This is a genomic window from Streptococcus sanguinis SK1 = NCTC 7863 (assembly GCF_000194945.1).
GTDB lineage: Bacteria > Bacillota > Bacilli > Lactobacillales > Streptococcaceae > Streptococcus > Streptococcus sanguinis.
In genome coordinates this window covers 133,882-157,144 of sequence record NZ_GL878511.1, presented here as the reverse complement: position 1 = coordinate 157,144, position 23,263 = coordinate 133,882, and the positions used below count along the sequence as shown (strand labels likewise).

Below are 23,263 nucleotides of genomic sequence, written 5' to 3'. Positions count from 1 at the left end.
AACACCTCATTTATCAAAGTACCCACCACTGGTAAAGAGACCAGTAAAGGATATTAGCGACCACTGCCAAAGCAGATAGACTAGTCATGGCCGTCAGGAAGAGGCGGCCTTTGCTGAACTTTTCTCTGGATTTTCTGAAGAGCGGCAGCAGAGCAGCAGCGGTTAGCAGGAGTCCCAAGGCAGCAAAGAGCATGTAGCGCCAGGGAGCTAGAGAATCGAGGTCATCTGACATCAAAGGTATCATAATCATTAGTAGGTTTAGGGGAACAGCCAGAATACCAAGAGAAGTCAGCAGATTCCAGACCTTCCAAGTGCGGTCTGTGGGCTCAACCGTTTTTCGGGAAATCAAGCGATAAACTCCTAATAAAAGGTTGATAATGAGCGTTCCAAAACTGTAGACAATTCCAAGGATGCCTAAACCTAAGATGATATAGTCCTTATAGAAGTCGAAAGCAGAGATTTTCTCATAGTCTACTACGGCGACGGGGATTGTAACCTTTCCCTTGCTCTTATAGATGGTCCAAAAATTGGTACTCAAGATTCGGTTCTGAGCAGGATTGTCAATCTTCTCTATTGAGGGCATCATGAGTCTTAGAAAGGACAAGGGGCCATGGAGATAGGTACGCGGAGAAAGGTAGTAGCCTGGTGTAAACTGCTTTTGGGTATCTTCGTCAGCTGTTTTACGTTTTCCGAAAACCAGTTCAGGCATTTGGTAGTTGTAATTCTCTTCCATGCTTTGATTGGTCATGACTATGTAGCCGATGCCACTTTCCAAGTCTAGCATAAGCCGGGAGCTGAAACCATCAGTATTGCCGCCGTGGCCAATGATGCTGACTCCGTATTCATTAATCCAGAAACCGTGGGCATTGCGGGCTATGTCTGTACTTGGATAGGTCGAAGTGGGATTGTAGAGAGTATTCCAAGTTTCTGGACGGTCAAAGAGAACCTTGCGCCCCAGCAGAGCCTGAGCAAATTTTTGTAGATCCTCCAAGGTACCGGCTGCTTGGCCAATTGAGTAGAGACCATATTCATAAAAAGCTGTCCCTAGTGAATTTCCCTTTGTATCATAGGCCTTAGATTCTTGCCGTTTTTTCTGAACATAGGGATTATCAGATAAGTCCGGTAGGAGAGCTGTCTTGTCCATGCCAAGCGGCTGGAAGATATGCTCGTGGGTATAGTCAGCAAAGGTCTGGCCGGAAATCCGCTCGACAATCAGAGAAGCGAGCCCAGCACCATAGTTGGAATAAGAGGTTACTGTTCCAGGTTCAAAGGACTGGACAGGCTGGAGCATGCGTAGATTTTCCTCTATATTTTTATCACCTTTTGTGTAAGATAGAGATTCATCAAATCCCGTCTGATGATTCATGAGATCCAGCATAGTGATAGCTTTGTCGAAGTGCAGATTTTTAAGAAAATTCTCTGGCAGATAGGTCTTGATATCTGCCTCTAGGTCAATCTTTCCTTGTTCCCAGAGTTGCATGACAGCTATCCAGATGGTCAGCTTGGTCACAGAGCCCCAATCAAAGACGCTGCTGTTGTCAGCTTTGATGCCTTTTTCTTTATCCATATAACCGAAATTGCCTTGGTAAATGGTGCTATCCTTGTCAAAGACTGCCGTTTCCATAGCGGCAGTCGTCTTTTCATGCTCCTTGACATAGTCTTGGATTTTCTGGCCGATCTGGTCACGTTCGATACCAGATGGGAGTTTCTGCTCTTCAGCCAGTGTGGTAATTGGTCGAAAGAGTCCTAAAGTCAAAAGAGTTAAAAGGATTAGGGAAAATGTTTTTTTCATAGCTGGCTCCTTTCATATTAGAATACCCACCACTGATAGAGGGACCAATAGAGGATATTAGCGGTCACTGCTAAGGCAGATAGACTGGTCATGGCCGTCAGGAATAGGCGGCCTTTGCTGAGCTTTTCTCTGGACTTTCTGAAGAGAGGTAACAGAGCGGCTGAGGTTAGCAGGAGTCCCAAAGCAGCAAAGAGCATGTAGCGCCACTGAGCGATTTCGCTGAAATCTCCTGAAGTTGCTGACATGAATAGCAGAAAGAGATTGATGGGAACTGCCAAAATACCAACAGCTGTTAGGAGGTTCCAGACCTTCCAAGTGCGGTCTGGCTGGTCTTGTTTTTTATGGAAGATGAGTCGATAAAGACTAATGAGGAGCAGGCCGAGGGCGTAGATGATACCAAGTCCGGCCAAGCCTAGAACAACATAGTCTTTAAAGAAATCAAAGTCAGAGACTTTCTCATAGTCTGCGACAGCCACTGCGATACGGGTCTTGCCTTGGCTCTGATAAATGGTCCAGAAGTTGTTTGGCAATCGCTGATCGTCAGATGGTTCCTGCAAGTAGTCTGCGGAGGCTGGAATCATTTTAAAGATAGCCAGAGGCCCTTGATTAAAGTTACGCAGAGTTCGATAATAGCCTGGACTGAACTGCTCTTTGGTTTCCTTACTGGCTGTTTTGCGCGGTCCAAAGACGAGCTCTGGCATTTGGAAATTATAATTTTGCTCTGTACCTTGATTGGTCATGACGACATAGCCGATACCGTGCTCCAAGTCCAACATTATCCGTGAAGTAGCGCCAGGTGTATTTCCGCCGTGGCCCAACACAGTAGTACCGTATTCGTTGGCCCAAAAGCCATGAGCATTGCGGATGATATCCGTGTCAGGGTAGGTGGAACTGGCAGTATAGAGGGTGTTCCAGGTCTCTGGGCGCTCAAAGAGCGTCTTGCGAGCCAGCAGGGCTTGGGCGAACTTCTCCAAGTCTTTCAAGGTGCCAGTAGCCGCTCCGATAGGATAGATGCTAGTGATGAAATGGTCTTTGCTCAGTAAGTTTCCTTTAGTGTCGTAACCTTTGGTTTCTTGACGCTTTTTCTGAACGTAGGAATTGTCTGATAGATCCGGCAAAATAGCCGTTTTATCCATGCCCAGTGGTTGGAAAATATGCTCATAGGCATAGTCGGCAAAAGTCTGACCAGAGATCCGCTCGACAATCAGAGCAGCCAAGCCAGCACCGTAATTTGAATAGGCTGTGACTGTACCGGGTTCAAAAGACTGAATAGGTTGTTGTTCTTTAAGGATTTCTTCGATACTTTTATCTTCTTGTAGGTACATGGTTACCTCATCAAATCCTGCCTGATGACTCATCAGATCCAACATGGTGATAGGTTTGTCATAGCGGAGATTTTTGAGGAAGCCCTCTGGCAGATAGGTGCGGATGTCTTCTTCTAGGTTAATCTTACCTTGCTCCCAGAGCTGCATGACAGAGACCCAGATGGTTAATTTGGTTACGGAGCCCCATTCAAAAACGCTATCATCATCAGCCTTGATGCCTTTTTCCTTATCCATGTATCCAAAGTTGCCTTGATAAATGGTACCATTCTTGTCAAAGATAGCAGTTTCCATGCCAGCTGTTGTTTTTTCATGTTCCTTGACATAGTCTTGGATTTTCTGGCTGATCTGGTCACGTTCGATACCAGATGGCAGCTTTTGAGACTCCTCAGCCGATGCAGTAATTGGCCGGAAGAGTCCTAGAGTTATAATCGTTAAAAGCGTTAGAATAAATGATTTTTTCATAGCATTTCCTTTCTGTTCAACTTTAGTATTCACATAAGCTGAATTCAGATAGTCGGCGCAGTCTCCTTTTAATTTTAGAATCAGGCTATTCTTATTTTTTTATCATGCGTTTTTCTCTTCCTTATCCGCTCGATACCAGAGATAAATACTGTAAAGGGTCAGAATGCCCAAGCCGCCAAGGTAAAAGAGGGAGTTAACCTGAGAGAAATCAAACTTATCAGCTAGGTTGATGCCGACAAACGTTTCTATCAGAATATCTAGTAGGGCGTGGAAAATCATACAGGCAAGGACAGATTTCGTCTTCTTATGCAGTGCAGCAAACCAGATGGACTGGACTATACTTACAATGATAAAGACAAGAAAGGGATCCTGACTTCGATCATAAAAGCGGTCATAAAACCAGAGAGGAATATGCCAGCAAGCCCAAGCTAGTCCGGTTATCGAGGAGGCGATAAACATAGAGAACTTCTTTTCCAAAGCTGGCTGCAGAAAGCCTCGCCAGCCAGGCTCTTCCATGCCACCAGCCAAGGTCATAAGGTAGATAAAGGATCCAATAAATGAAAGCAGAGCTCCGTCTACCAGCTTGCCTCCGGAAGCTAATGCAAAAGTCACTGCCAGACTTCCACTGAAGAGTAGGAGATAGAGCCAAGTCCCTTTCTTGCTTGAGAAGATAAAGGAACAGATGGCTTTGAAGCCTTTTATTTTCAGCACGATTAGGCTTGCTATCACCGGTCCGAACATACTGAGACTCGTTAGGAGGCCTTCCAGAGCCAGATAGAGTATAGGTGGATTTTCCGGCCAGAGATTTTTGAGAATGATAGCTAGCAACATAAATCCCCAAGTCCAGCCGAAGTTCCAGGCCAGGAACGGCCAGACTAGTTTTGGTTGTGGTTTTATTCTTGTTTCATTAGTCATAGAATTTTTTCCTTTAAATGGTTTGATTTTTGTACTCTGATAAGGTCATTGATTTTTTGCCTCATTTAGCCGTACTCTGTACAAAAGCCGGCATTTGCACTTCAGCTCCTGTTGAAAAATCCTTGACCTTAAGATTGATAAAAGAATCAGTCAAATCAATTTCTTCATGCGATTCTCCTTTTTTCCTTAGCCCTCAAGGGCGAAAGTAATACTTCTAAAAACGATTTTGCAAAAAATTTTAAACATTCTGAGTCTCCTTTTTATAGCACATACATTTCTTATTTCTTTCTATTTTAAAGTCCGATTCTCAAATATCCTTCAAGTAATTCTAAAATATTTCTAAAGTTTTTCGAATAGTCCATCTTTTATTGACTTAGCCTCTTATCCTTGCTACACTAGTGATAGGAAATTTCTGGAGGCGAGTGTTTATGGCTCATATTTTACTCATCGAAGACAACAGTGATATTCATGAAATTCTAAAAGATCTTTTTCAGAAGGAACACACGGTTTATTCCGCCTATTCGGGGACGGAGGGCATTTCGCTGTTTGAGCGGGAGGAGATTGATTTGGTCCTTTTGGATATCATGCTGCCGGGGAAGAATGGCGATGAAGTGTTGAGGGAAATTCGCAGCAGCAATGCTACGGTGCCAGTGGTTATGCTGACAGCCCTTGGTGAGAAAGCGCTGGTTAGCCAGTACCTGCTGAATGGTGCTAATGATTATATCGTCAAACCTTTCAATCTGGATGAGGTTTTTGCCCGTATTACCGTGCAGCTGCGCAGCCAGCAGGCTTTGACTGGCGAGGAAGAAGGCCAGTCCTTTAAAAATATCCGGCTGCTCAAGACTACCTTTGAGGCGGTCTGTGGAGAGAAAAGCGTCCGTCTGAGCAAGAAAGAATATCATATCCTCCAGCTCTTGCTCCGTCATCCCAAGAAGATCTACACCAAGGAAGAGCTCTTTGAGCAGGTCTGGGAAGAGAGCTATCTGCCTGGGGATAATACCCTGAATACTCACCTCAGCAATCTACGTAAGAAACTGGCTCAGTTGGACCCAACAGAGGAATACATAGAGACTGTTTGGGGACTGGGTGTCCGGCTCAAGGAGGACTGATATGTTGGTGTTAGTCATTTTATTTGCCCTTATCAGTCTGTTTCTGGCTATTGGTTTCATACGTTATCATCTGGCGGTCAAGGATGTGGCGCAGCAGATTCGTCTGAAGCGGCAGACAGGGAGCCAGAATCGTCTGGCTCCTGCTGCACATGCACCTAGTATTTTGGAGCTGACAGAGGAAGCAGAGCTGCTCTTTGGGGAGCTAGATAAGACGACCTTTGTCGTCCAGCAGGAAAAGAAGACGCTGGATATGGCCATCAGTAATATCGCCCATGATATCCGCACTCCTCTGACCATTGCCAGTGGCTACACCCAGCAGCTCTTGAAGGATGATAGTCAGGAAAGTCAGCAGCTAGTCAAAATAGCAGATAGTCTGGGAATGGTATCCAAACGGCTGGAAGCCTTGATGGAGTACCGCCGGCTGATGGAGGGAGCCATACGGGCCAATGTCCAGCCGACAGATATATCCCAGCTGGTAACCCAGCAGCTTTTTACTTATTATGATGCCTTCCAGAAAGCTCAGATTGACCTGCAGGTAGAGTTAGCTGAAGGTCTAGAGTTAGAGACAGACCCAGAAATTTTAGAGCGCATTGTCCAAAATATGATAAGCAATGTCCTCAAGCACGGCCGTAAGGCCGCCAGCATTTCTCTGAAAAAAGAGGGCGAGCATTGTATCTTTACCGTCAAAAATATCGTCCAGCAGCCTATCCAATATCTGGATAAGCTGACCAATCGCTTTTACTCAGAAAACCTATCCAGCAGCGAGGAGTCTTCAGGGCTGGGGCTCTACATCACCCAGCAGTTAGTCGAAATCCTAGGCGGGGACTTGACAATGAAAGCCGAGGACGACTGGTTTGAACTAGTTGTGACTTTGTAAAAAAGACTTGAAAAAGCAAAACAAGGAAGGCTCAGCTCTATCAGCTAGTCTCAAAATCCGCTCAAAAACCTCAGTTAATTTTCGAATTGGCGGAGGTTTATTTTTAGATTAAGTCGAAGAAAGGCATGATAAATATGCCTTTTTGTTTTGTGGTTTGAAAAGCCAATTATCCTAGAAAGGTCATTTTACCGGTCAAAGTGAAAAATCAGCCAACTGCTCTAAACCCTTGATATAACTGACTTGCAACTGACAGTTGACAATGATTCCAAGTTCAATCACTCAAAAAGCAACTAGATTTTTTCTTTATTCCAAGTCCAGTCGCTAGAAAGGCAACTGGCTTTTTTGTTAATCTGAAAGCAGAAGCCGAGTTTTTGATTTCGGAATGAACGAGTCGCTGTCTTTGAAGATTTGAATCAAAAACTTGAGTTTAATTATATTATAAGGAGGTATTCTCATGAATACAGAAACAACTATTAAACCACAACCAAAACTAATTTTGCCGTTCCTGGCTTGGAACTTCGGCTGGACATGGGGATTCTGGCTATTGGACATTATCCTCAAAAACCTTTGGCCAGACAGTACACCTACAGCCTATCTAGCTCTTGAAGCTATTCTAAATGGCATTGCTATGTTTGGGCCTATGCTGGCCAGCCTGATTGTACTGAAAAAGAAAGGTTTTAAGGCTATTTGCTCCTATCTCTTTTCAGGCAAGAAAGAGACCTGGCTCTACTTGCTAATCTATGGTGGCGGTCTGACTGCCCTCTATGCCTTAGCTTCTGGCGGCAAGCTGGTAGACGGCGCTTTAGTAAGCTTTCCTTGGTTTTTTATCTATTGTATTGTCCTATCGGGCGGGATTGAAGAATTCGGCTGGCGCGGCTTCCTACAGCCGGCCTTAGAGAAAAAGTTTTCTTTCTTTGTCTCTACTTTGATGACCGGTATCATTTGGGCCATCTGGCATATTCCCCTTTGGTTTTACGATCGCTTTTATGATCGAAGCCAGGATCTTTTCTCAGTTTTTATCATTTTCAGTATCCTTCTCTCCTTCTGGCTTGCAGCTCTGTATAAGAAGACCCAGTCTTCTATGGCTTGTAACATCTTTCATGCCCTCTCCAACACCCTCATCCCGACTTTTGTTGGGATAGCTCAAGCTAACAATCAATTAGATTTCTCTCAAGTCAATCCCTTCTTTTACTTTGGAGGTGTGATTATCCTGACACTTTATAGTATCTATCTCTGGTATCGGACGGATAGGGAGGAAAAAGCACTTCCATCTAAAGAAGAAGTCTAGCATTTTATGAAGAGGTGACAATCAGACTTTGCAGTCTCGCCGCCTTGTGCTATAATAAGTGTCAATGAAAGAAAGTATAAAAAATAAGAAAGAATAGGTAAAACAATCCATGAATCTATCAGACAGAATCCAGTACCTGCGAAAAGCGCGGGGCATTTCGCAGGAGGGGCTAGCCGACCAACTCGGTGTGTCCAGACAGGCCGTTTCCAAGTGGGAGAGCGAGCAGAGTATGCCTGATTTGGATAAGATCATTTCCATGAGTGACTATTTTGAGGTGACCACAGACTATCTGCTCAAGGGAATTGAGTCTGTAGTCCAGAAAGAGGAAGAGCAGTCAATCAAGTACAGGAGAATAGCCAGTAATATTTGCTATCAGCTCTCTCTTGGCTTTATCGGTCTGGGAATCATCCTCTCCATTATCCTAGCTGATTTTCTCAAGATTAGTGTCTTGCTAACGCCGGTGCTGATTGTTCAGGGAGTAGGGCTGCTGGTGTGGGGAACGGGCCGCAATCTATCCGATGTAAGACCTTCTTTTCAGGTTAAGCTAGCCTTGATTTTATTCTTGCTCTTTGTTCCCCTCGGATTTCTATCTAATGTTCTTTTTCCTCTGGGCAAGATCTTTCCATATCCGACTAGTCTGGCAGCCAGTCTTGCCTTTGTCACTTTCTACCTTATCCTAGGAGTCTGCATCAGTCTGTTCTTGAAAAAGCAAGATTGGAAGCAGTGAAAGAAAGCCGATAAAGAGGGCTAGACCAGAAAGGGTGAAATCCGCTCATCATCCAATTAAAATCCGCTCAAAAAAACTCAGCTAATTTAGTGATTAGCTGAGTTTTTATTTTACAAATCTCTCTTCTTCAGTGTAGCCAGTCCTGCTAAGCTAAAGACCGTGATCAGACTGAGAGCAAAGATAGCTGTTTTGATGATGACACCTGGTATTGAAGCGTCTCCGTAGACGAACTCCATCTTGATAGCCTTGAACCATTCATTATTGGCATCAACCATTTGACTAGGGAGGCCGAGTAAGATGTAGGTCATGATATAGGTGATAAAGACGACACTATAGTTTCGAGTCAAGTAGAGGACAAAGCTGGTAATGCAGTACCAAGCATAGGTACAGATGACCTGCATGACAAAGAGTATTGCGAATTGTCCCCAGAAATTAGCTGGCAGGGTTCCCATATTACCGCCGGTTCGGACAAATTCGATGACAATACCTAAAATGTAGAGCAGTATGAACTGCATAGGCAGTAAGCTACCGATAACCAGTGCTTTAGAGAAGTAATACTGGGTCCGAGTCTTGCCTGTAGTCAGGTTATTGTGATAAAGTTTGTCATTGAGATCAACACCGAGAAGCAAGCTAGTCATGACATTGCAGGCAATAAAGAGCATGCCGCTGTTGTAGGAGACGACATCTATGGCAAAAAAGATACCGTTGTCGGAACTGACAACTTTGGAAGTGAAAATGGCGAGGAGAATTCCAAAGATGCAGAAAGCCTGCACTCCCCAGAATCCTACGGAGCGGAAGAGACGGTAGTAATCCGCCTTGATACTATTAAACATGAGTGTTTCCTCCTTGTTGGTTGATTAAGTCTGTAAAGTATTTTTCTAAGTCTTTGTGGGCGTAGTAGATTTCCCCGATTGGGATGTCGGCTAGGACTAGTTCCTTGGCAATCTTGCGAATTTCTTGTACCTTACCGGAAATATGCAGCTCATCTTCCTTGTTGGTCGGTCTGAGCTGGTAGCCTAGCTTGTCTTGCACTAAATGAGCAGCTTGCTTGATATTATCCGTTTTGAGGATGATATAGTCGCCGCTTTCTCGGTCAAATTCTTCCTTAGACAGCTCCTTGATGAAATGCCCTTGATTGATAAAACCAAAGCGAGTTGCGACTAGATAAAGCTCGGACAGGATATGGCTGGAAATGATGATGGTGATGCCTAATTCTTGATTGAGGCGCTTGACCATTTCTCTAAATTCCTGAATCCCAACTGGGTCTAAACCATTGATGGGCTCGTCCAAGATGAGCAAGTCGGGACGCCCCAAAATGGCAATGGCAATGCCCAACCGCTGTTTCATCCCCAGAGAGAAATTACGGAATTTCTTCTTTCCAGTATCGGTCAGGCCGACATATTGCAGGGTTTCTTTGATGACTTTGTCAGCATTTGGAATGCCCCGATCGGTACAGTAGTAGCGCAGATTTTCATAGGCCGACATGTGGGCATGAGCTACAGGGGATTCGATGACAGATCCAGTATGGCTGAGGGCTCTGGTCCATTCTTGTTGGTTCTGAGAGCCCAGGACAGACACGGACCCTCCGCTAGGATAGATGACTTGCGTGATGATTTTGATCAGCGTGGTCTTACCAGCACCGTTTTTTCCGATGAGACCGTAGATCTCTCCTTTCTTGATGGAAAGACTGACATCTTTCAGAGCATATTGATCACCGTATTTTTTAGTGAGTCCTTTCACTTCTAAAACATTTTGCATGATGTTTCTCCTTTAATTACTTTGTTTATACTTTTAGTATACAAACTAAATTTCAAATATTTCTCAAGAAATTCTAAAATATTTCTAAAGAAATTTAAAATTGAAAAGATTAAAATGAGCCAGTCAAGAACTAGCTCATTTTCAACTATAAATCCTTTTTGTGGAAAGTATAAAGACTTGCTGCGGTGAAGATTGTTCCTAAGACCAAGGCGATTAGAATAATTCTTAAGGTTACACCGTTGCTTTGAAGCGTCTCAAAATCAAAGCTCATGGTGAAATGCTGCAGCCATAGAGATTTGGGATAAAATTGAGCAAGAGCTCCGGTTAAAGATGCGCAGAAAAGGTAACCTCCCAGAGCAGCAATCATAGATTTACTCAGATAAAGAATAAAGGAAATAATAGCTGTCCAAGCAATGACAGTTAGGCACTGCACAAAGAATAGAAGAATAAACTGAAGCAGGAAGGTGACGGATAAATCACCAATACCGTTTAGAATGGCCGCTAGGATAAAGTTGATGCTATAATAGAGAGCTAACTGCAGGAAGGTTACGCAGGCCATGACTAGGGCTTTAGAGACGAAGAAACTGGTACGGGAAACGCCACTGGTTAATGTATTCTTGTAAAGCTGCTTGTTCAGATCTGTCCCGATGACGACCATAGAGAGGATAATGATGATAAATGTATTATTACCGATAGCGTTGGACACCGCTTGTATAAGCTGGACGGCATTTAATTTACCAAAGACTGCGCTCAAGGTCGTCAGTAGAAAGATGAATTCGGTAATCCAAACAGCCTTGGAACGAAAGAAACGGTAAAAATCTGCTTGAAAAGTATGTAACATGGTTTTTTCTCCTTACTGGACTAAATCTGTAAAGTATTTTTCTAAATCTTTGTGAGCTGCATAGATACCATTGACATGAATGTTGGATAGGACCAACTCCCTGTTGATGTCATTTAGTTCCTGCTCTTGGGCGACAATGTGCAGTTCGTCAGATTTATCAGCGTCCTTGAGCTGATAGTGGAGCTTGCCTTGGATGAGATTGGCAGCCTGATCTCTATCGCTGGTTTTGAGGACGATATAATCTTCGCTGGCTCGGTCAAAATCGTCTTTGGTGAATTCTGCGACAAGGCGTCCTTGGTCAATCACGCCAAACTTGGTGGCTACCAGATAAAGCTCAGACAAGATGTGGCTGGAAATGATAAAAGTGATTCCCAACTCTTGATTGAGTCGCTGAATCATCAGTCGGAATTCCTTGATGCCAAGCGGATCTAGGCCGTTGATGGGCTCGTCTAAAATCATGAGTTCAGGCTTGCTGATAAGTGCAATAGCGATCCCCAAGCGCTGCTTCATTCCTAGCGAAAAGTTGCGGAATTTCTTTTTACCAGTATTGCTCAGTCCGACATAGGCCAGGGTTTCCTTGATGAGCTGGTCGGGCTGGGCAATCTGATGAACCTTGCAGTAGTAGTTGAGGTTTTGATAAGCAGTCATCTGATTGTAAGCGACTGGTGTTTCGATGACAGTACCTATCTTGCGCAGGGCTTCGTTCCATTCCTTAGAGTTCTGCGAACCAAAGACAGACACGGTTCCGCTGTTGGCATGAATGAGCCGGCTAATGGTCTTGAGAAGAGTGGTTTTGCCAGCTCCGTTCTTGCCGATTAAACCGTAAATTTCGCCCTTCTGGATCGAAAGACTCACATGATCAAGGGCATATTGCTGGCCATATTGTTTGGTAACTTGCTTTACTTCTAAAACAGTTTGCATGGTATATTCTCGCTTTCTTAGGTTTGATTTTAGTATACAAGCTAGATTTCAAATATTTCTCAAGAAATTCTAAAATATTTCTAAAGAAATGCAGAACCAATCCCAAAGCAATAAAAAAGCAGCCAAAGGGCTGACTGCTTAGATTTATAAGTCTCTGTGCTGAAAGGCTTGGTAACCACCTAAGAGAGAACCAGCTAGGATAAGGAATAAGAATAGTTCAGAATTTATCTGAGGGAAAACGATGACGAGGCTAGACTGAAGCATAATCAGGGCGAAAAAGACGAGATAGCTAGCTAGGGTGGAACGGGTCAGGTAGAGGAGACAGGTAACTACGGAACTGCAGGTCATAATAAAGAGAAAGGAGCGAAAGAAAGACAAGGAAAAGCTCCAGAAAAAGTTCTTTGGCATAGTCCCAAGTCCGTGGAAGAGGCTCCCAAAGATAAAGGCTGCGGCAAAAGCTGCCGCCATTTGCAAGATGATAATTGTGATAAGAACAGCTATTTTAGATAGGTAAAATTCTTTCCGAGAAACCCCGCCAGCCAATATATTTTTGTATAGCTTTCTAGTCAGGTCACGACCTAACAGAAAGATAATGAGCACAAGGACAGTAATCATGACAAAGGGCAGGAAATCTTTAGCAAGCTGCCCGAGAGCTTCAAATCCTGTCCAACCTTGGATGACTATTTCTTCTGGATCAGAAGATGTAGAGATATAAAAATTAAAATTGCGTTCACCAAGAGAGCTGATGAAAATGAGAAAAAAGAGCAGCCCTTCTATTAGCCAAAAAGGTTTGGAGCGGACAAGCTGGTAGAGCTCCGCCTGGATAGTATGTAACATGAAATCTCCTCTGAATGATTAAGATTGTTCCTGCTTTTTATAAATTTTTCTTTTTGAAAACCATCAGTCCGCTAATCAGAAAGACTAGGGTGACCGTTACCACTGTCAGGATAGCCTTGATAACAGCTCCGCTATCTGCTGCCATATCTGTGTTAAAACGCATGGTCAGATAGAGCAGCCATTCATTGTCAGGGTAAAAGATGAGGGGAATAGTCAGTAAGGTACCGCCAAGGAAATAGGTCAGAAAGCTAGATACAATGGAGTGGCTGGCATAGAGTACAAAAGAAATGATGGCAATCCATGTAATCGTGCTGAGAAATTGAATAAAGAGAGCAGCTCCTATCTGAGGCAAAAAAGAGCTGGGGGCACTTCCAATTCCGTTGGACAGACTAGCAGTCACAAAGGAGATAGATAAAATCAGCAGGAAGTGAAAGGCTGCGATGCTAACGCAGACAAAGAATTTAGAAAAATAATAGCTGAGCTTAGAGATACCGTAGCTCAGACAGTTTTTATAAAGTTTCCGAGACAGATCCACTCCAAGAACCATACTGATACCAATAATAGTGAAAAAGAGCAGACTGTCTGTATTGCCTGCAAAATAGTCCAGAGCTTGAAGGCCGGTTAGTTTTCCTAGAGATTGACTAGCAGCCGCATTGCTGGAGATATTTGCTCCAAAATGAATATTTGCATGGAAGAAGGTTGTTGAGATAATCACACAGAATAATAAAAACTCAGTAATCCAAAAGCCTTTTGAGCGCATGAGCCGGTAAAAATCGGCTTGAATGAAATCCATCATGATAAGCCTCCCTTTTTCATTCGACCAAGTCTGTAAAGAAGTTTTCTAGGTTTTGTCGTGCATAGTAAATCTCCTGCACTGGGATATCTGCAACCGCAAGTTCCTTGACTATCTTGCTAATCTCATGCGAATGGGTAAAGATATGAATCTCGTCAGAAGCATTGACCACCTTGATACGATGCATGAGCTGGTCGTGAATCAGCCGGCTGGCTTCTTCCAACTGCGACGTTTTAAGCACGATATAGTCTTCGCTCTGTTCTTCAAACTCCGCCTTGGAAATCTCGCGAATCAGCCGTCCCTCCTCGATAATGCCGAACCGAGTACCCACCAAGTAAAGTTCAGACAGGATATGGCTGGAGATGATAAAGGTCATGCCAAACTCCTCGTTGAGTCGCTGCACCAGCTGGCGGAATTCCTTGATGCCGACTGGATCCAGGCCATTGATAGGTTCGTCCAGTATCATCAGGTCAGGTCTGGTAAGAAGCGCGATAGCTAGACCCAGCCGTTGTTTCATCCCGAGTGAGAAGTCGCGAAATTTCTTCTTGCCGGTATCCGTCAAGTCCACGTATTCCAAGGTTTCACGGATGACCTTGTCCGCATGGGGGATATGGCGGAGCTTGCAGTAGTAGCTGAGATTTTCATAGGCTGTCAGGTGGTTGTGAGCAACCGGAGTTTCGATAACCGATCCGACCCGTTTGAGACTCTGAGTCCATTCTTGATAGTTCTGAGAGCCAAAGAGGGAGACATTGCCACTGCTTGCTTCCAAGAGCTGGGTAATGACCTTGATCAGAGTGGTCTTACCAGCCCCGTTCTTGCCAATCAAACCGTAAATATCTCCTTTTTTTATCGTCAGACTCACATCGGTCAGAGCGTACTGTCGACCGAATTTCTTGCTGACTTGCTGTAAAACCAAAACATTTTCCATGATCAAGTCTCCTTTTCATGATGTTAGGAGAGAAAACTCCTCTTCTTATTAATTAGTATAGCGCCAAACCTTCAAATATTTATAAAGAATTTCTCAAATATTTCTAAAGTTTTTGGTTTGTCTTGTAAAAGGGTCAGAACTTATTTAGGAATTTCTTTATTATTTGAGCAAATGTTGTTGGCGCTTGGCTATTCAGAGTATGGCCGCCCTTTTCTATAATGCGAAGCTGAGAACCTTTCAGCAGCTTGTTAAGCTCATAGGCAGCCTTTAGATTGGGTTTGTCTTTGCTGCCGCAAAGAATCAGGCTCGGGAGCTTGATTTTCTTAATTTTATCAGTGAGATTTACCTTTCGTAGCTCGGCCAAAATCCGTATCATCTGGCTTTTATCGGCTCCTTGCTTGGTGAAGACACTTTTGGGCATCAGTTTAAAGACGAGAATCTGCAGTCTGTAGAGAAAATTATCTGCTAAATTGTATTGAGTCCCGGATAAAATCAAGCCCTTTAGATGAGGAAGAGTTTGGTCAGAAAGGTCCAGTGCCAGCAGGCCACCGAGTGACAAACCGACTAAGATAAAAGGCTGTTCTTCAGCTTGAAGGTGCTGGAGGGTTGCTTGTCGAATGTCTTGGTAACTTTCATTGCCCTTCAGAAAAAGAGCCAGCGACTCCGTTGGGACATTGGCTAGGGCTTCTTGAACTTTCTTCCAAGAATGCGCATCTTGCCCTAGTCCGTGCAGAAAGATAACTTTCATGTCAGAGCTCTCCTTTATCAATTTCCAGCTCGTACAGTCCTCTGACTGCATTGCAGGCGTAGATTTTCTCAGCCTGATCCAAATCGGCCAGAGTCAGAATCTTCTCAGTAGCTCGACCCTTATCCAGTAGCTGCTGACGGTAGATACCCTTGAGTAGGCCAAGTTCAGCTGGAGGTGTGTAGAGCTTGCCGTCTAGCTCCAGCAGCAGATTTCCGATAGAGGTTTCCAGCAGTTGCCCTTGAGCATTGTAGTAAATCTGTTCTTGCTGTTCCAAGGTCAGATGGGGCCGATAGCTAGTTTTGAAATAGGTAAAAGGCTGGGCCAAGTTGGCTGTTTGCTGAACTAATTTTGCCTTTTTAAAAGTTTCTGGTAATGGCAGCAGAGGAGCTGTTTCTAGGCTAATACTACCGTCTTTTTTAAGAGCTATACGCAGCCTGTAATCCTGCCCTTTATCCAGCTGAGCGCAGGTTTCTTCTAACTTTTGCTTCAGTTTGTCTTGGTCGAAAGGATAGGCGAAGTAGCTGGCTGCTTCTGTCAGTCTTTGCAGATGTTGTTCTTGCCAGGTTAGCTTTCCGTCCGTCACTTTTCCTGTAGAAATCAGGTCGAATCGCGGATTTTTCCGATAGAGGACGGCAGATTTTTGCTGGGTTTCGATGTATTCAGATTTCCACGTGCTGTCCCAAGTGATTCCGCCGCCAACGCCGTAGATGGCTTTTTTTCCCTCCAGCTGAATGGTGCGGATGGCGACGTTAAAAATCCGTCTCTGGTCTGGCAGGCAAATGCCGACTGTACCGCAGTAGACACCGCGGGCAGCTTTTTCTGTCGCCTTGATGATAGCCATGGTCGAAATCTTAGGAGCGCCTGTGATGGATCCGCAAGGAAAGAGCGCCTTGAAAAGCCCTGCCAATCCCATTCCTTCATTCAGCTGGCTTTTAATGGTAGAGGTCATCTGCCAGACTGTAGAGTATTGCTCGACGCTGCAGAGGCGCTCAACCCGCTCGCTGCCCGTCTTAGAAATACGGTTCATGTCATTGCGGAGCAAATCGACAATCATCATATTTTCTGCTCGGTTTTTAGAATCCTGAGCCAACCATGCAGCCTGTTCTCTATCCTGCTCTAAGGTCAGTCCCCGATTGGTGGTTCCTTTCATAGGACGAGTGGTCAGTTGACCTCGCTGCTCCTCGAAAAAGAGTTCAGGACTGATGGATAAAATGGCAGTCTCGTCATGCTCTACATAAGCATTGTAGGCCGCATTTTGCTCAACAACCAGCCTGTTGTAAATAGCCAAGCTATCCTCAGGATTGAGCTCTGCACACAGCTGCACCGTGTAGTTGACCTGATAGGTATCGCCCTGGCGGATATGATGATGAATGATCTCAATAGCCTTCTGGTACTCTTGCTCAGAAGTCAGCCCCTGCCAAGCCGCTGGCATTTCCACTTCCTCATAGGTCAAGGGAATGGCAGCCTGCTCGGTCTTATCGTGGATAGTAAAGTAGAGGAGGTATTCCTTCTGGAGCGGAGCCTGATGAACCTGGAACTTTTCCTCGAAGGCTGGAGCTGCTTCATAGCTGACATAGCCGACAGCATAGTATCCTTTCTCCTGCCAGCCCTCAATCTCTGTCAAAAGTTCTTCCACTTGGTCAAGACGGCGAGTCTTTAGCTCCTTGATGGGATTCGTAAAAATCAGGCGTTGGCCCAACTGCTTAAAATCAATAATCGTTTTCTTGTGCATAAAGTTATTTTATCATAAGATAATTTGAATGAAAAAGGATTTATCGGATGTGACAATCATTCTTTTATAATGGTTGACAGATTAGAAAGTGGCTAGGTATACTATGTTAAAAAAAGAAAGAATGAGATTTCTATGAAGTCGAATAAATTGTTATTGGTAAATGGGGTTGCAAGTATTATAGCGGGAATTCTTATCATGTATTTTTCTTTACAAAGATCGAGTTTTGAGTTTGTTGATTTGATTGGTAGCTTCATTGAAAATTACATATGGGCACTTCTGATTCTGCTAATTAATGTTTTCTTGTTGATACTTTCCTTAGCTGGTATGTCTCATTATAGTGGGGACTCTAGGGTCAATAAGATGAATCATCAGATGCTGCTTTTTGCATCTATCATGGGATTTATTCCTTTTCTAGCTATCTTTGCAGGCCTTTTGTCTATAGGAGCTGGGGTCCTCTATCTTCAAGATTTTCAAAAAATTAAAAGTGAAGACAAAGCTGACTAAGCCATTTCCTCCTGCTCGAAAGGCCTTGAAAATTATGATAAAATAAGGAAATGATAAAACCTTAAAAGGAAGCCTTATGAAAAAAATAAATGAATCTTATAAACTAATCGTCTTTGCGGCGCTTGCTCTGGCTCTGGTTCTCTATATTGGGAACATCTGGTCTGGCCTGCAGAGTCTAACTTCGGTTTTTTCACCCATTATATTGGGTGGTGTCCTAGCCTTCATCTTTAATGTCCCGATGAAAAAGCTGGAAGACCTCTTGGACAAATGCCGAGTCCCTCAGAAGTTGCAGCGCGGTTTGGCCTTAATTTTAGAGGTTCTGATTTTAGTTCTCATTATGACGGGGATTGTTTCTATTGTCGTGCCGACTCTGACCACAGCGGTCAATCAGCTGAGTGCGACAATCGGAAAGGTAGCGCCTCAGGTAGCCAAGTGGCTGCAGCAGTCTGGCTTGCTTTCCTCTAGTCAGCTGAAAGATTTGACCAAGCAGCTGCAAAACAGTGACATTGTCAACCGAGCTATTTCTCTTCTGGGCAGTCTGACGGGCAATATCTCTGCTATCTTTGGCAATTTCTTCTCTGTCATCATGTCTATCTTTCTCATGTTTGCCTTCTTGAGCAGCAAGGAGCATTTGCAGACAATTACTAGCCGTCTCTTACAGGTTCTGCTTCCTGAGAAGGCTGTGAAACGCCTATCCTATGTCGGTTCTGTCATTGTTGAGACCTATGATAAGTTTCTGATGGGTCAGATGATAGAGGCTGTCATTGTTGGGATTTTAGTCTTTATCGCCTACTCTCTGACAGGCTTGCCTTACGCGGCCTTGACAGGAGTTCTGGCCGGAGTGCTCTCTTTCATTCCCTACATCGGGCCATTCTCAGCATGTGCTCTAGGTGCTATCTTTATCTTTACCGACAGCCCTTGGAAAGCCCTCCTTTCTATCGCAGTCTTTCAAGGAGTGCAGCTGATTGAGGGGAATGTCATCTATCCGCGCGTGGTAGGTCAGTCCGTTGGTCTCCCAACTCTCTTTACCCTAGCCGCCGCCCTGATTGGGGGCAACCTCTTTGGCTTGGTCGGCATGATTTTCTTCACGCCTATCTTTGCAGTTATCTACCGCTTGGTTAGAGAGTTTGTTGTGGAGAAGGAGGAGAGGAATGAAAGTGAAGAAGTTGCCTAATTTCTTAGACGATAAATTTACAAAAATAGGAGCTTAATTATGAAATGGAGTAAAACAAAGAGTCTTATTACACTGCTAGTGTTAGCAGGTTTATCTTTGGTATCTTGGACTCTCTATCGTTACTATAATGAACAATACTATGGGCAGTACAGCCAGTATACTGGTAAAGCTGAAATTGATAATTATGAAATCATTGCGGATGGTGCAGGCGCTATTGTCCATTGGACTTCAATGACTCCGGAAGAAGACAAAAAAATGGAAGAGTTTGGGAATTACGGATTTGTACAAAATACTCGTGTAGGTTCTCGATATATATTGCGTCAGAATATGAAATTAAAAGATACTCCTTATTATTTACAGGAGCGGCCAATTGATGGAGCTTACTGGACTTTGAGTATTTACCAAGTTAAGGGCATGAAGCTTGAGGAGGAGACGGAATTGGATCTTTACAAGGTGGTAGAAGATTACAATGTGGATTATATACCAGCAGAGCTAGGGGATATTTATACTTGGAAAGGACAGGAATATTTAAAGATTCAGATACGGGATTTAAAGAATTATCAAAATACTAAACCACTTTTTCTTAATTTGCAAAATAAGAAGATTGAGGAAAATGAAATTCTAGCTCAAGACTTTAACAGAAAGTTGGGAGTAACAACATCAACATCTTGGGATGATAAAGCTAATGGTATTAAAACTGTTTCTGTTGGTGGGGAGTTCTCGATAGATAAAGCTTTTTTGGAACAGACTCAGTTTGCGAAGAGCTCAAAGCCCTATAAGCTCTTAGAAAAAGGAAATGCGACTGTATTTATTTTGAATTCTAAAAATAGTGCAGTGCAATTTGAGCGTGAGGCAACCGTCTACAGCTTATTTTTGCCGTCTACGGTGAATGTATATGAAGCTGTAAACATTCCCTCAGAACTTTCTATTGACAGTCAAAAACATATCGTCAACTCCAAAGAAGAGTTTGACCGATACTATGATATTGAAAAGGCTAAAAAGCTGTATCATGAAGCAGACTAAAAAAGATATTATGGAAACCAACGAGAGTTTATTCTCGCTGGTTTTTCTTTTTCCAAGGACATAACTTCTACCTATAGCAAACAATAATCTTAATCAATGGAAGTTGAAAAATAAGCTTTTATGGTTGTATAGAGAACCAGGTTATAGTTTTAGGCTATATCAAACTCTGGAAAATTCCAATTATACAGAGGGGAGATTTTCTGATAAGATAAAATCAAGAAAAATTTTGGAGGACGTTTATGTCAACGACTATTATTGGTTTCCCACGTTTGGGTGAATTCCGCGAATTGAAATTTACAACTGAAAAATACTTTAGACATGAAATCTCAGCAGAAGAGCTTCTGGCTGCAGCTAAGGAGCTCCGTGCTAAGCATTGGAATATTGTTAAGGAAAAAGGAATTTCTGAGATTCCATCAAATGATTTTTCTCACTATGACAATGTGCTGGATGCGGCCTTTCTCTTTAACGTAGTACCATCATCTGTGCAAGGCTTGGAGCTGACTGACTTGGAGCGTTATTTTGCCTTGGCTCGTGGCTATCAGGGCGAAAAAGGGGATGTCCGTGCTCTTCCGATGAAGAAATGGTTCAACACCAACTACCACTATATCGTTCCTAAATTTGAAAAAGAAACCCAAGTCAAGCTGGCTGGGCATAAGATTTTTGATGAATTTGCAGAAGCTAAAGAGTTGGGCTTGGTAACCCGTCCTGTTGTGGTCGGCCCATTCACTCTCCTGCAGGTATCTGACTTTGAAGACGGTGTAGCGCCGGCTGACTTTGTAGATGCACTAGTTGTAGCTTATCAAGAAGTCTTTGCAAAATTAGCAGAGCTGGGCGCAGAGCGCATCCAGCTGGATGAGCCAAGTCTGGTCAAGGATCTGTCAGCAGAAGAAAAAGCCCTCTTTTTAGATCTTTATAAGAAACTTCTGGCGGATAAGAAAGGCTTGGAAGTCTTGGTTCAAACCTACTTTGGTGACGTTCGTGACATCTATGCAGATCTTGTAGAGTTGCCAGTAGATGCGATTGGTTTGGACTTTGTCGAAGGCAAGAAAACACTTGAACTTGTCAAAGGTGGCTTCCCAGCTGACAAGACTCTCTATGCAGGGATTGTCAATGGTAAAAACATCTGGCGCAATAACTATGAAAAGAGCTTGGCTGTTCTTGAGCAAATCCCAGCTGAAAATCTTGTGTTGACAAGCTCATGCTCACTTCTCCATGTGCCATTTACAACGGCTAATGAAGAATTTGAACCAGCAATCTTGAACCACTTTGCCTTTGCGGTGGAAAAATTGGATGAAATCCGTGACTTGGATGCTATCCGCAATGGCAGCGGTGCAGAAGCACTTGCTGCTAACAAAGAACTCTTTGCGACTGAACGTGTTGGTGAAAATGCAGAACTTCGTGCGCGGATTGCTGTTTTGACAGACGCTGACTACACTCGTTTGCCAGCCTTTGCAGAACGTGAGGAAATCCAGCACAAGACACTCAATCTGCCACCGTTGCCAACTACAACAATTGGCTCCTTCCCTCAAACTAAGGAAGTCCGTGCTAAACGTTTGGCCTTCCGCAAGGGTGAGCTGTCAGCAGAAGACTATGACAAGTTCTTAGCTGAGCAGATCGATGAATGGATCAAGTGGCAAGAAGAAGTCGGATTTGACGTGCTGGTGCACGGTGAATTCGAGCGTAATGACATGGTTGAGTACTTCGGTCAAAATCTGTCAGGCTACCTCTTCTCTAAAAATGGTTGGGTACAATCATACGGTATGCGTGGGGTCAAACCACCAATCATCTGGGGTGATGTGACTCGTCTCAACCCAATCACTGTTAAATGGTCTAGCTACGCACAAAGCCGTACTGACAAACCTGTTAAAGGTATGCTGACTGGACCTGTTACCATCCTCAACTGGTCATTCCCACGTGAAGACATCTCTATCAAGGATTCTACTCTTCAAATCGCACTTGCTATCAAGGATGAAGTACTTGATCTTGAAGCTGCGGGCGTGAAGATTATCCAAATCGACGAGGCTGCTCTTCGTGAGAAATTGCCACTCCGTCGCAGCGACTGGTACGAAGACTACCTTGACTGGGCAATTCCAGCCTTCCGCTTGGTACACTCAACAGTAGCGCCAGATACGCAAATCCACACTCACATGTGTTACTCAGAATTTACCGATATCATCCCTGCTATCGACAACATGGATGCGGACGTGATTTCCTTTGAAGCTAGCCGCTCTAACTTGGAAATCCTGGATGAGCTCAAGGCTAAGAACTTCCAGACAGAAGTGGGGCCTGGAGTTTACGATATCCACTCACCGCGTGTGCCAAACGAAGGAGAAATTGACCATACGATTGAAGCTATCTTGGCTAAGGTGCCAAGCAGCAAGGTCTGGATCAACCCTGACTGTGGTCTTAAAACTCGTGGTATCCCAGAAACTAAAGCTAGCTTGGAGCGCTTAGTAGAAGCAGCTAAAGCAGCTAGACAACACCTGAAATAATCCTCCTTGAACCTCAAAAGTTGATCTTGATGGAGGAACATACTAAAATTGAAGCAGAGCTGACAATCCTGCAGGAGCTATTCTTCTAGGATTGTCCTCGGCTATCACTACCATCATTGAAAGGAACTTTTTGTTATATGGTTCGTCGTCACACACCCAGTCTCTCATTTGAAGTATTTCCTCCCAATCCGGCAGTAGGCAATGATAAGATTTTTCAGGCATTGAGAGAGATGCAAGATTTGGCTCCTCACTTTATCAGTGTGACAGCCAGCAATAATAAGTTTGACATTGAGGAGACGACGGTTCGTTTGACTGAGTTCATCGCCAACGAACTCCAGATTCCGACGATTGCTCACCTACCCGCGGTCTATCTGACCAAAGACATGGTGTCTAATATCTTGCAGTCTTTGGATCGGGTTGGTGTCCATCAGATTTTAGCTTTGCGAGGGGATATTTTTCCAGATGTGGCGCCTAAGGATGATTTTACCTATGCGACTGACTTGATAGAATACATCAAGACAGAAGCACCGCACTTTGACATCATCGGAGCTTGCTATCCAGAGGGCCATCCGGATTCGCCAAATCAGATTTCGGATATTCAAAATCTGAAGAAAAAGGTCGATGCTGGCTGTTCTAGTCTGGTGACCCAGCTTTTCTTTGATAATGAGCGCTTTTATGATTTTCAGGACAAGTGCATTTTAGCTGGTATTGAAGTGCCAATCCATGCTGGGATTATGCCGATTCTCAATCGCAATCAGGCTCTCCGCCTGCTTAAGACATGCGAGAATATCAAGCTGCCAAGAAAATTCCGGGCTATTCTGGATAAGTACGAACATGATCCAGAGTCTCTGAGAGCAGCTGGTCTGGCTTATGCTGTGGATCAAATTGTTGACTTGGTGACTCAGGATGTGGCGGGCATACACCTTTACACTATGAATAATGCTGCAACAGCCTACCATATCTACAAGGCTACCCATGCCCTCTTTAATCATAATCCATCCGTTCAATCTTTCTAAG

At 43.9% G+C, this 23,263-nt stretch carries 21 protein-coding genes; 9 read left to right on the top strand and 12 right to left on the bottom strand.

Translation table 11 applies throughout. The annotated features are described in order from the left end of the window. Nucleotides 1-13: 13 nt before the first annotated feature. The 3 genes from HMPREF9378_RS01135 to HMPREF9378_RS01145 all read right to left on the bottom strand — a co-directional run bounded on the left by HMPREF9378_RS01135 (nt 14) and on the right by HMPREF9378_RS01145 (nt 4,494). Nucleotides 14-1,792, bottom strand: coding sequence for a serine hydrolase domain-containing protein (locus HMPREF9378_RS01135; RefSeq protein WP_002914388.1), 1,779 nt, complete (start codon nt 1,790-1,792; stop codon nt 14-16). 17 nt (nt 1,793-1,809) lie between these two features. Then, complete coding sequence (locus HMPREF9378_RS01140; RefSeq protein WP_032911375.1) at nt 1,810-3,579, bottom strand: serine hydrolase; 1,770 nt, start codon at nt 3,577-3,579, stop codon at nt 1,810-1,812. Between the two features lie 102 nt (nt 3,580-3,681). Further along, complete coding sequence (locus HMPREF9378_RS01145; RefSeq protein ID WP_002914385.1) at nt 3,682-4,494, bottom strand: CPBP family intramembrane glutamic endopeptidase; 813 nt, start codon at nt 4,492-4,494, stop codon at nt 3,682-3,684. A 428-nt stretch (nt 4,495-4,922) separates the two neighbouring features. Between HMPREF9378_RS01145 and HMPREF9378_RS01150 the strand changes: the two genes are divergently transcribed. The 4 genes from HMPREF9378_RS01150 to HMPREF9378_RS01165 all read left to right on the top strand — a co-directional run bounded on the left by HMPREF9378_RS01150 (nt 4,923) and on the right by HMPREF9378_RS01165 (nt 8,495). Then, nucleotides 4,923-5,603: a response regulator transcription factor gene (locus HMPREF9378_RS01150; RefSeq protein ID WP_002914384.1), complete on the top strand. Its 681-nt coding sequence runs from the start codon at nt 4,923-4,925 to the stop codon at nt 5,601-5,603. 1 nt (nt 5,604) lies between these two features. After that, a complete protein-coding gene (locus HMPREF9378_RS01155) occupies nt 5,605-6,480 on the top strand; it encodes a sensor histidine kinase (protein ID WP_002898336.1) in 876 nt (291 codons plus the stop codon). A 454-nt stretch (nt 6,481-6,934) separates the two neighbouring features. Further along, nucleotides 6,935-7,768 carry a CPBP family intramembrane glutamic endopeptidase gene (locus HMPREF9378_RS01160; protein WP_002914383.1) on the top strand — a complete coding sequence of 278 codons (834 nt, stop codon included), beginning with the start codon at nt 6,935-6,937 and terminating at the stop codon, nt 7,766-7,768. Nucleotides 7,769-7,877: 109 nt separating this feature from the next. Continuing rightward, complete coding sequence (locus HMPREF9378_RS01165; protein WP_002914382.1) at nt 7,878-8,495, top strand: helix-turn-helix domain-containing protein; 618 nt, start codon at nt 7,878-7,880, stop codon at nt 8,493-8,495. 110 nt (nt 8,496-8,605) lie between these two features. On the opposite strand, the gene HMPREF9378_RS01170 is transcribed toward HMPREF9378_RS01165, so the two are convergent. From HMPREF9378_RS01170 to pabB, 9 genes are all read right to left on the bottom strand, one after another. Further along, nucleotides 8,606-9,328, bottom strand: a complete 723-nt coding sequence (locus HMPREF9378_RS01170; RefSeq protein WP_002911208.1) for a lantibiotic ABC transporter permease — start codon at nt 9,326-9,328, stop codon at nt 8,606-8,608. Further along, on the bottom strand, nt 9,321-10,253 hold the full coding sequence (locus HMPREF9378_RS01175) for an ABC transporter ATP-binding protein (RefSeq protein WP_002914381.1): 933 nt from the start codon (nt 10,251-10,253) through the stop codon (nt 9,321-9,323). The genes HMPREF9378_RS01170 and HMPREF9378_RS01175 overlap by 8 nt, the downstream gene beginning before the upstream one ends. Before the next feature lie 145 nt (nt 10,254-10,398). After that, nucleotides 10,399-11,094 carry an ABC-2 family transporter permease gene (locus tag HMPREF9378_RS01180; RefSeq protein WP_002914380.1) on the bottom strand — a complete coding sequence of 232 codons (696 nt, stop codon included), beginning with the start codon at nt 11,092-11,094 and terminating at the stop codon, nt 10,399-10,401. Between the two features lie 12 nt (nt 11,095-11,106). Beyond that, the gene (locus HMPREF9378_RS01185) at nt 11,107-12,015 is read right to left on the bottom strand and encodes an ABC transporter ATP-binding protein (protein WP_002914379.1); all 909 of its coding nucleotides are present in this window, start codon (nt 12,013-12,015) and stop codon (nt 11,107-11,109) included. A 144-nt stretch (nt 12,016-12,159) separates the two neighbouring features. Continuing rightward, nucleotides 12,160-12,852, bottom strand: coding sequence for an ABC transporter permease (locus HMPREF9378_RS01190; protein ID WP_002914378.1), 693 nt, complete (start codon nt 12,850-12,852; stop codon nt 12,160-12,162). A 37-nt stretch (nt 12,853-12,889) separates the two neighbouring features. Further along, complete coding sequence (locus HMPREF9378_RS01195) at nt 12,890-13,648, bottom strand: ABC transporter permease (protein ID WP_002914377.1); 759 nt, start codon at nt 13,646-13,648, stop codon at nt 12,890-12,892. 16 nt (nt 13,649-13,664) lie between these two features. Continuing rightward, nucleotides 13,665-14,573 carry an ATP-binding cassette domain-containing protein gene (locus tag HMPREF9378_RS01200; protein WP_002914374.1) on the bottom strand — a complete coding sequence of 303 codons (909 nt, stop codon included), beginning with the start codon at nt 14,571-14,573 and terminating at the stop codon, nt 13,665-13,667. 133 nt (nt 14,574-14,706) lie between these two features. Then, entirely contained in the window at nt 14,707-15,321 is a 615-nt protein-coding gene (locus HMPREF9378_RS01205; RefSeq protein WP_002914373.1) for an alpha/beta fold hydrolase, read from the bottom strand. Nucleotide 15,322: 1 nt separating this feature from the next. Next, complete coding sequence (gene pabB / locus HMPREF9378_RS01210; RefSeq protein ID WP_002914372.1) at nt 15,323-17,053, bottom strand: aminodeoxychorismate synthase component I; 1,731 nt, start codon at nt 17,051-17,053, stop codon at nt 15,323-15,325. 132 nt (nt 17,054-17,185) lie between these two features. Between pabB and HMPREF9378_RS01215 the strand changes: the two genes are divergently transcribed. From HMPREF9378_RS01215 to metF, 5 genes are all read left to right on the top strand, one after another. Continuing rightward, a complete protein-coding gene (locus tag HMPREF9378_RS01215) occupies nt 17,186-17,557 on the top strand; it encodes a hypothetical protein (RefSeq protein ID WP_002910615.1) in 372 nt (123 codons plus the stop codon). 76 nt (nt 17,558-17,633) lie between these two features. Then, nucleotides 17,634-18,731, top strand: coding sequence for an AI-2E family transporter (locus HMPREF9378_RS01220; RefSeq protein ID WP_002914371.1), 1,098 nt, complete (start codon nt 17,634-17,636; stop codon nt 18,729-18,731). A gap of 39 nt (nt 18,732-18,770) precedes the next feature. Continuing rightward, nucleotides 18,771-19,754 carry a hypothetical protein gene (locus HMPREF9378_RS01225; protein WP_002914370.1) on the top strand — a complete coding sequence of 328 codons (984 nt, stop codon included), beginning with the start codon at nt 18,771-18,773 and terminating at the stop codon, nt 19,752-19,754. Nucleotides 19,755-19,993: 239 nt separating this feature from the next. After that, nucleotides 19,994-22,246: a 5-methyltetrahydropteroyltriglutamate--homocysteine S-methyltransferase gene (gene metE / locus HMPREF9378_RS01230; RefSeq protein ID WP_002914369.1), complete on the top strand. Its 2,253-nt coding sequence runs from the start codon at nt 19,994-19,996 to the stop codon at nt 22,244-22,246. 137 nt (nt 22,247-22,383) lie between these two features. Continuing rightward, nucleotides 22,384-23,262, top strand: coding sequence for a methylenetetrahydrofolate reductase [NAD(P)H] (gene metF / locus HMPREF9378_RS01235; protein ID WP_002901421.1), 879 nt, complete (start codon nt 22,384-22,386; stop codon nt 23,260-23,262). Nucleotide 23,263: the final 1 nt, after the last annotated feature.

Bases quoted from the DNA above. Each gene is read 5' to 3' on its own strand.
- HMPREF9378_RS01225 (WP_002914370.1), top strand. From the start codon at position 18,771: ATGAAATGGAGTAAAACAAAGAGTCTTATTACACTGCTAGTGTTAGCA.
- HMPREF9378_RS01155 (WP_002898336.1), top strand. From the start codon at position 5,605: ATGTTGGTGTTAGTCATTTTATTTGCCCTTATCAGTCTGTTTCTGGCT.
- metE (WP_002914369.1), top strand. From the start codon at position 19,994: ATGTCAACGACTATTATTGGTTTCCCACGTTTGGGTGAATTCCGCGAA.
- HMPREF9378_RS01140 (WP_032911375.1), bottom strand. From the start codon at position 3,579: ATGAAAAAATCATTTATTCTAACGCTTTTAACGATTATAACTCTAGGA.
- HMPREF9378_RS01180 (WP_002914380.1), bottom strand. From the start codon at position 11,094: ATGTTACATACTTTTCAAGCAGATTTTTACCGTTTCTTTCGTTCCAAG.
- HMPREF9378_RS01195 (WP_002914377.1), bottom strand. From the start codon at position 13,648: ATGATGGATTTCATTCAAGCCGATTTTTACCGGCTCATGCGCTCAAAA.
- HMPREF9378_RS01200 (WP_002914374.1), bottom strand. From the start codon at position 14,573: ATGGAAAATGTTTTGGTTTTACAGCAAGTCAGCAAGAAATTCGGTCGA.
- HMPREF9378_RS01175 (WP_002914381.1), bottom strand. From the start codon at position 10,253: ATGCAAAATGTTTTAGAAGTGAAAGGACTCACTAAAAAATACGGTGAT.
- HMPREF9378_RS01220 (WP_002914371.1), top strand. From the start codon at position 17,634: ATGAAAAAAATAAATGAATCTTATAAACTAATCGTCTTTGCGGCGCTT.
- HMPREF9378_RS01205 (WP_002914373.1), bottom strand. From the start codon at position 15,321: ATGAAAGTTATCTTTCTGCACGGACTAGGGCAAGATGCGCATTCTTGG.
- HMPREF9378_RS01165 (WP_002914382.1), top strand. From the start codon at position 7,878: ATGAATCTATCAGACAGAATCCAGTACCTGCGAAAAGCGCGGGGCATT.
- HMPREF9378_RS01135 (WP_002914388.1), bottom strand. From the start codon at position 1,792: ATGAAAAAAACATTTTCCCTAATCCTTTTAACTCTTTTGACTTTAGGA.
- HMPREF9378_RS01185 (WP_002914379.1), bottom strand. From the start codon at position 12,015: ATGCAAACTGTTTTAGAAGTAAAGCAAGTTACCAAACAATATGGCCAG.
- HMPREF9378_RS01145 (WP_002914385.1), bottom strand. From the start codon at position 4,494: ATGACTAATGAAACAAGAATAAAACCACAACCAAAACTAGTCTGGCCG.
- HMPREF9378_RS01170 (WP_002911208.1), bottom strand. From the start codon at position 9,328: ATGTTTAATAGTATCAAGGCGGATTACTACCGTCTCTTCCGCTCCGTA.
- HMPREF9378_RS01160 (WP_002914383.1), top strand. From the start codon at position 6,935: ATGAATACAGAAACAACTATTAAACCACAACCAAAACTAATTTTGCCG.
- metF (WP_002901421.1), top strand. From the start codon at position 22,384: ATGGTTCGTCGTCACACACCCAGTCTCTCATTTGAAGTATTTCCTCCC.
- HMPREF9378_RS01215 (WP_002910615.1), top strand. From the start codon at position 17,186: ATGAAGTCGAATAAATTGTTATTGGTAAATGGGGTTGCAAGTATTATA.
- HMPREF9378_RS01150 (WP_002914384.1), top strand. From the start codon at position 4,923: ATGGCTCATATTTTACTCATCGAAGACAACAGTGATATTCATGAAATT.
- HMPREF9378_RS01190 (WP_002914378.1), bottom strand. From the start codon at position 12,852: ATGTTACATACTATCCAGGCGGAGCTCTACCAGCTTGTCCGCTCCAAA.
- pabB (WP_002914372.1), bottom strand. From the start codon at position 17,053: ATGCACAAGAAAACGATTATTGATTTTAAGCAGTTGGGCCAACGCCTG.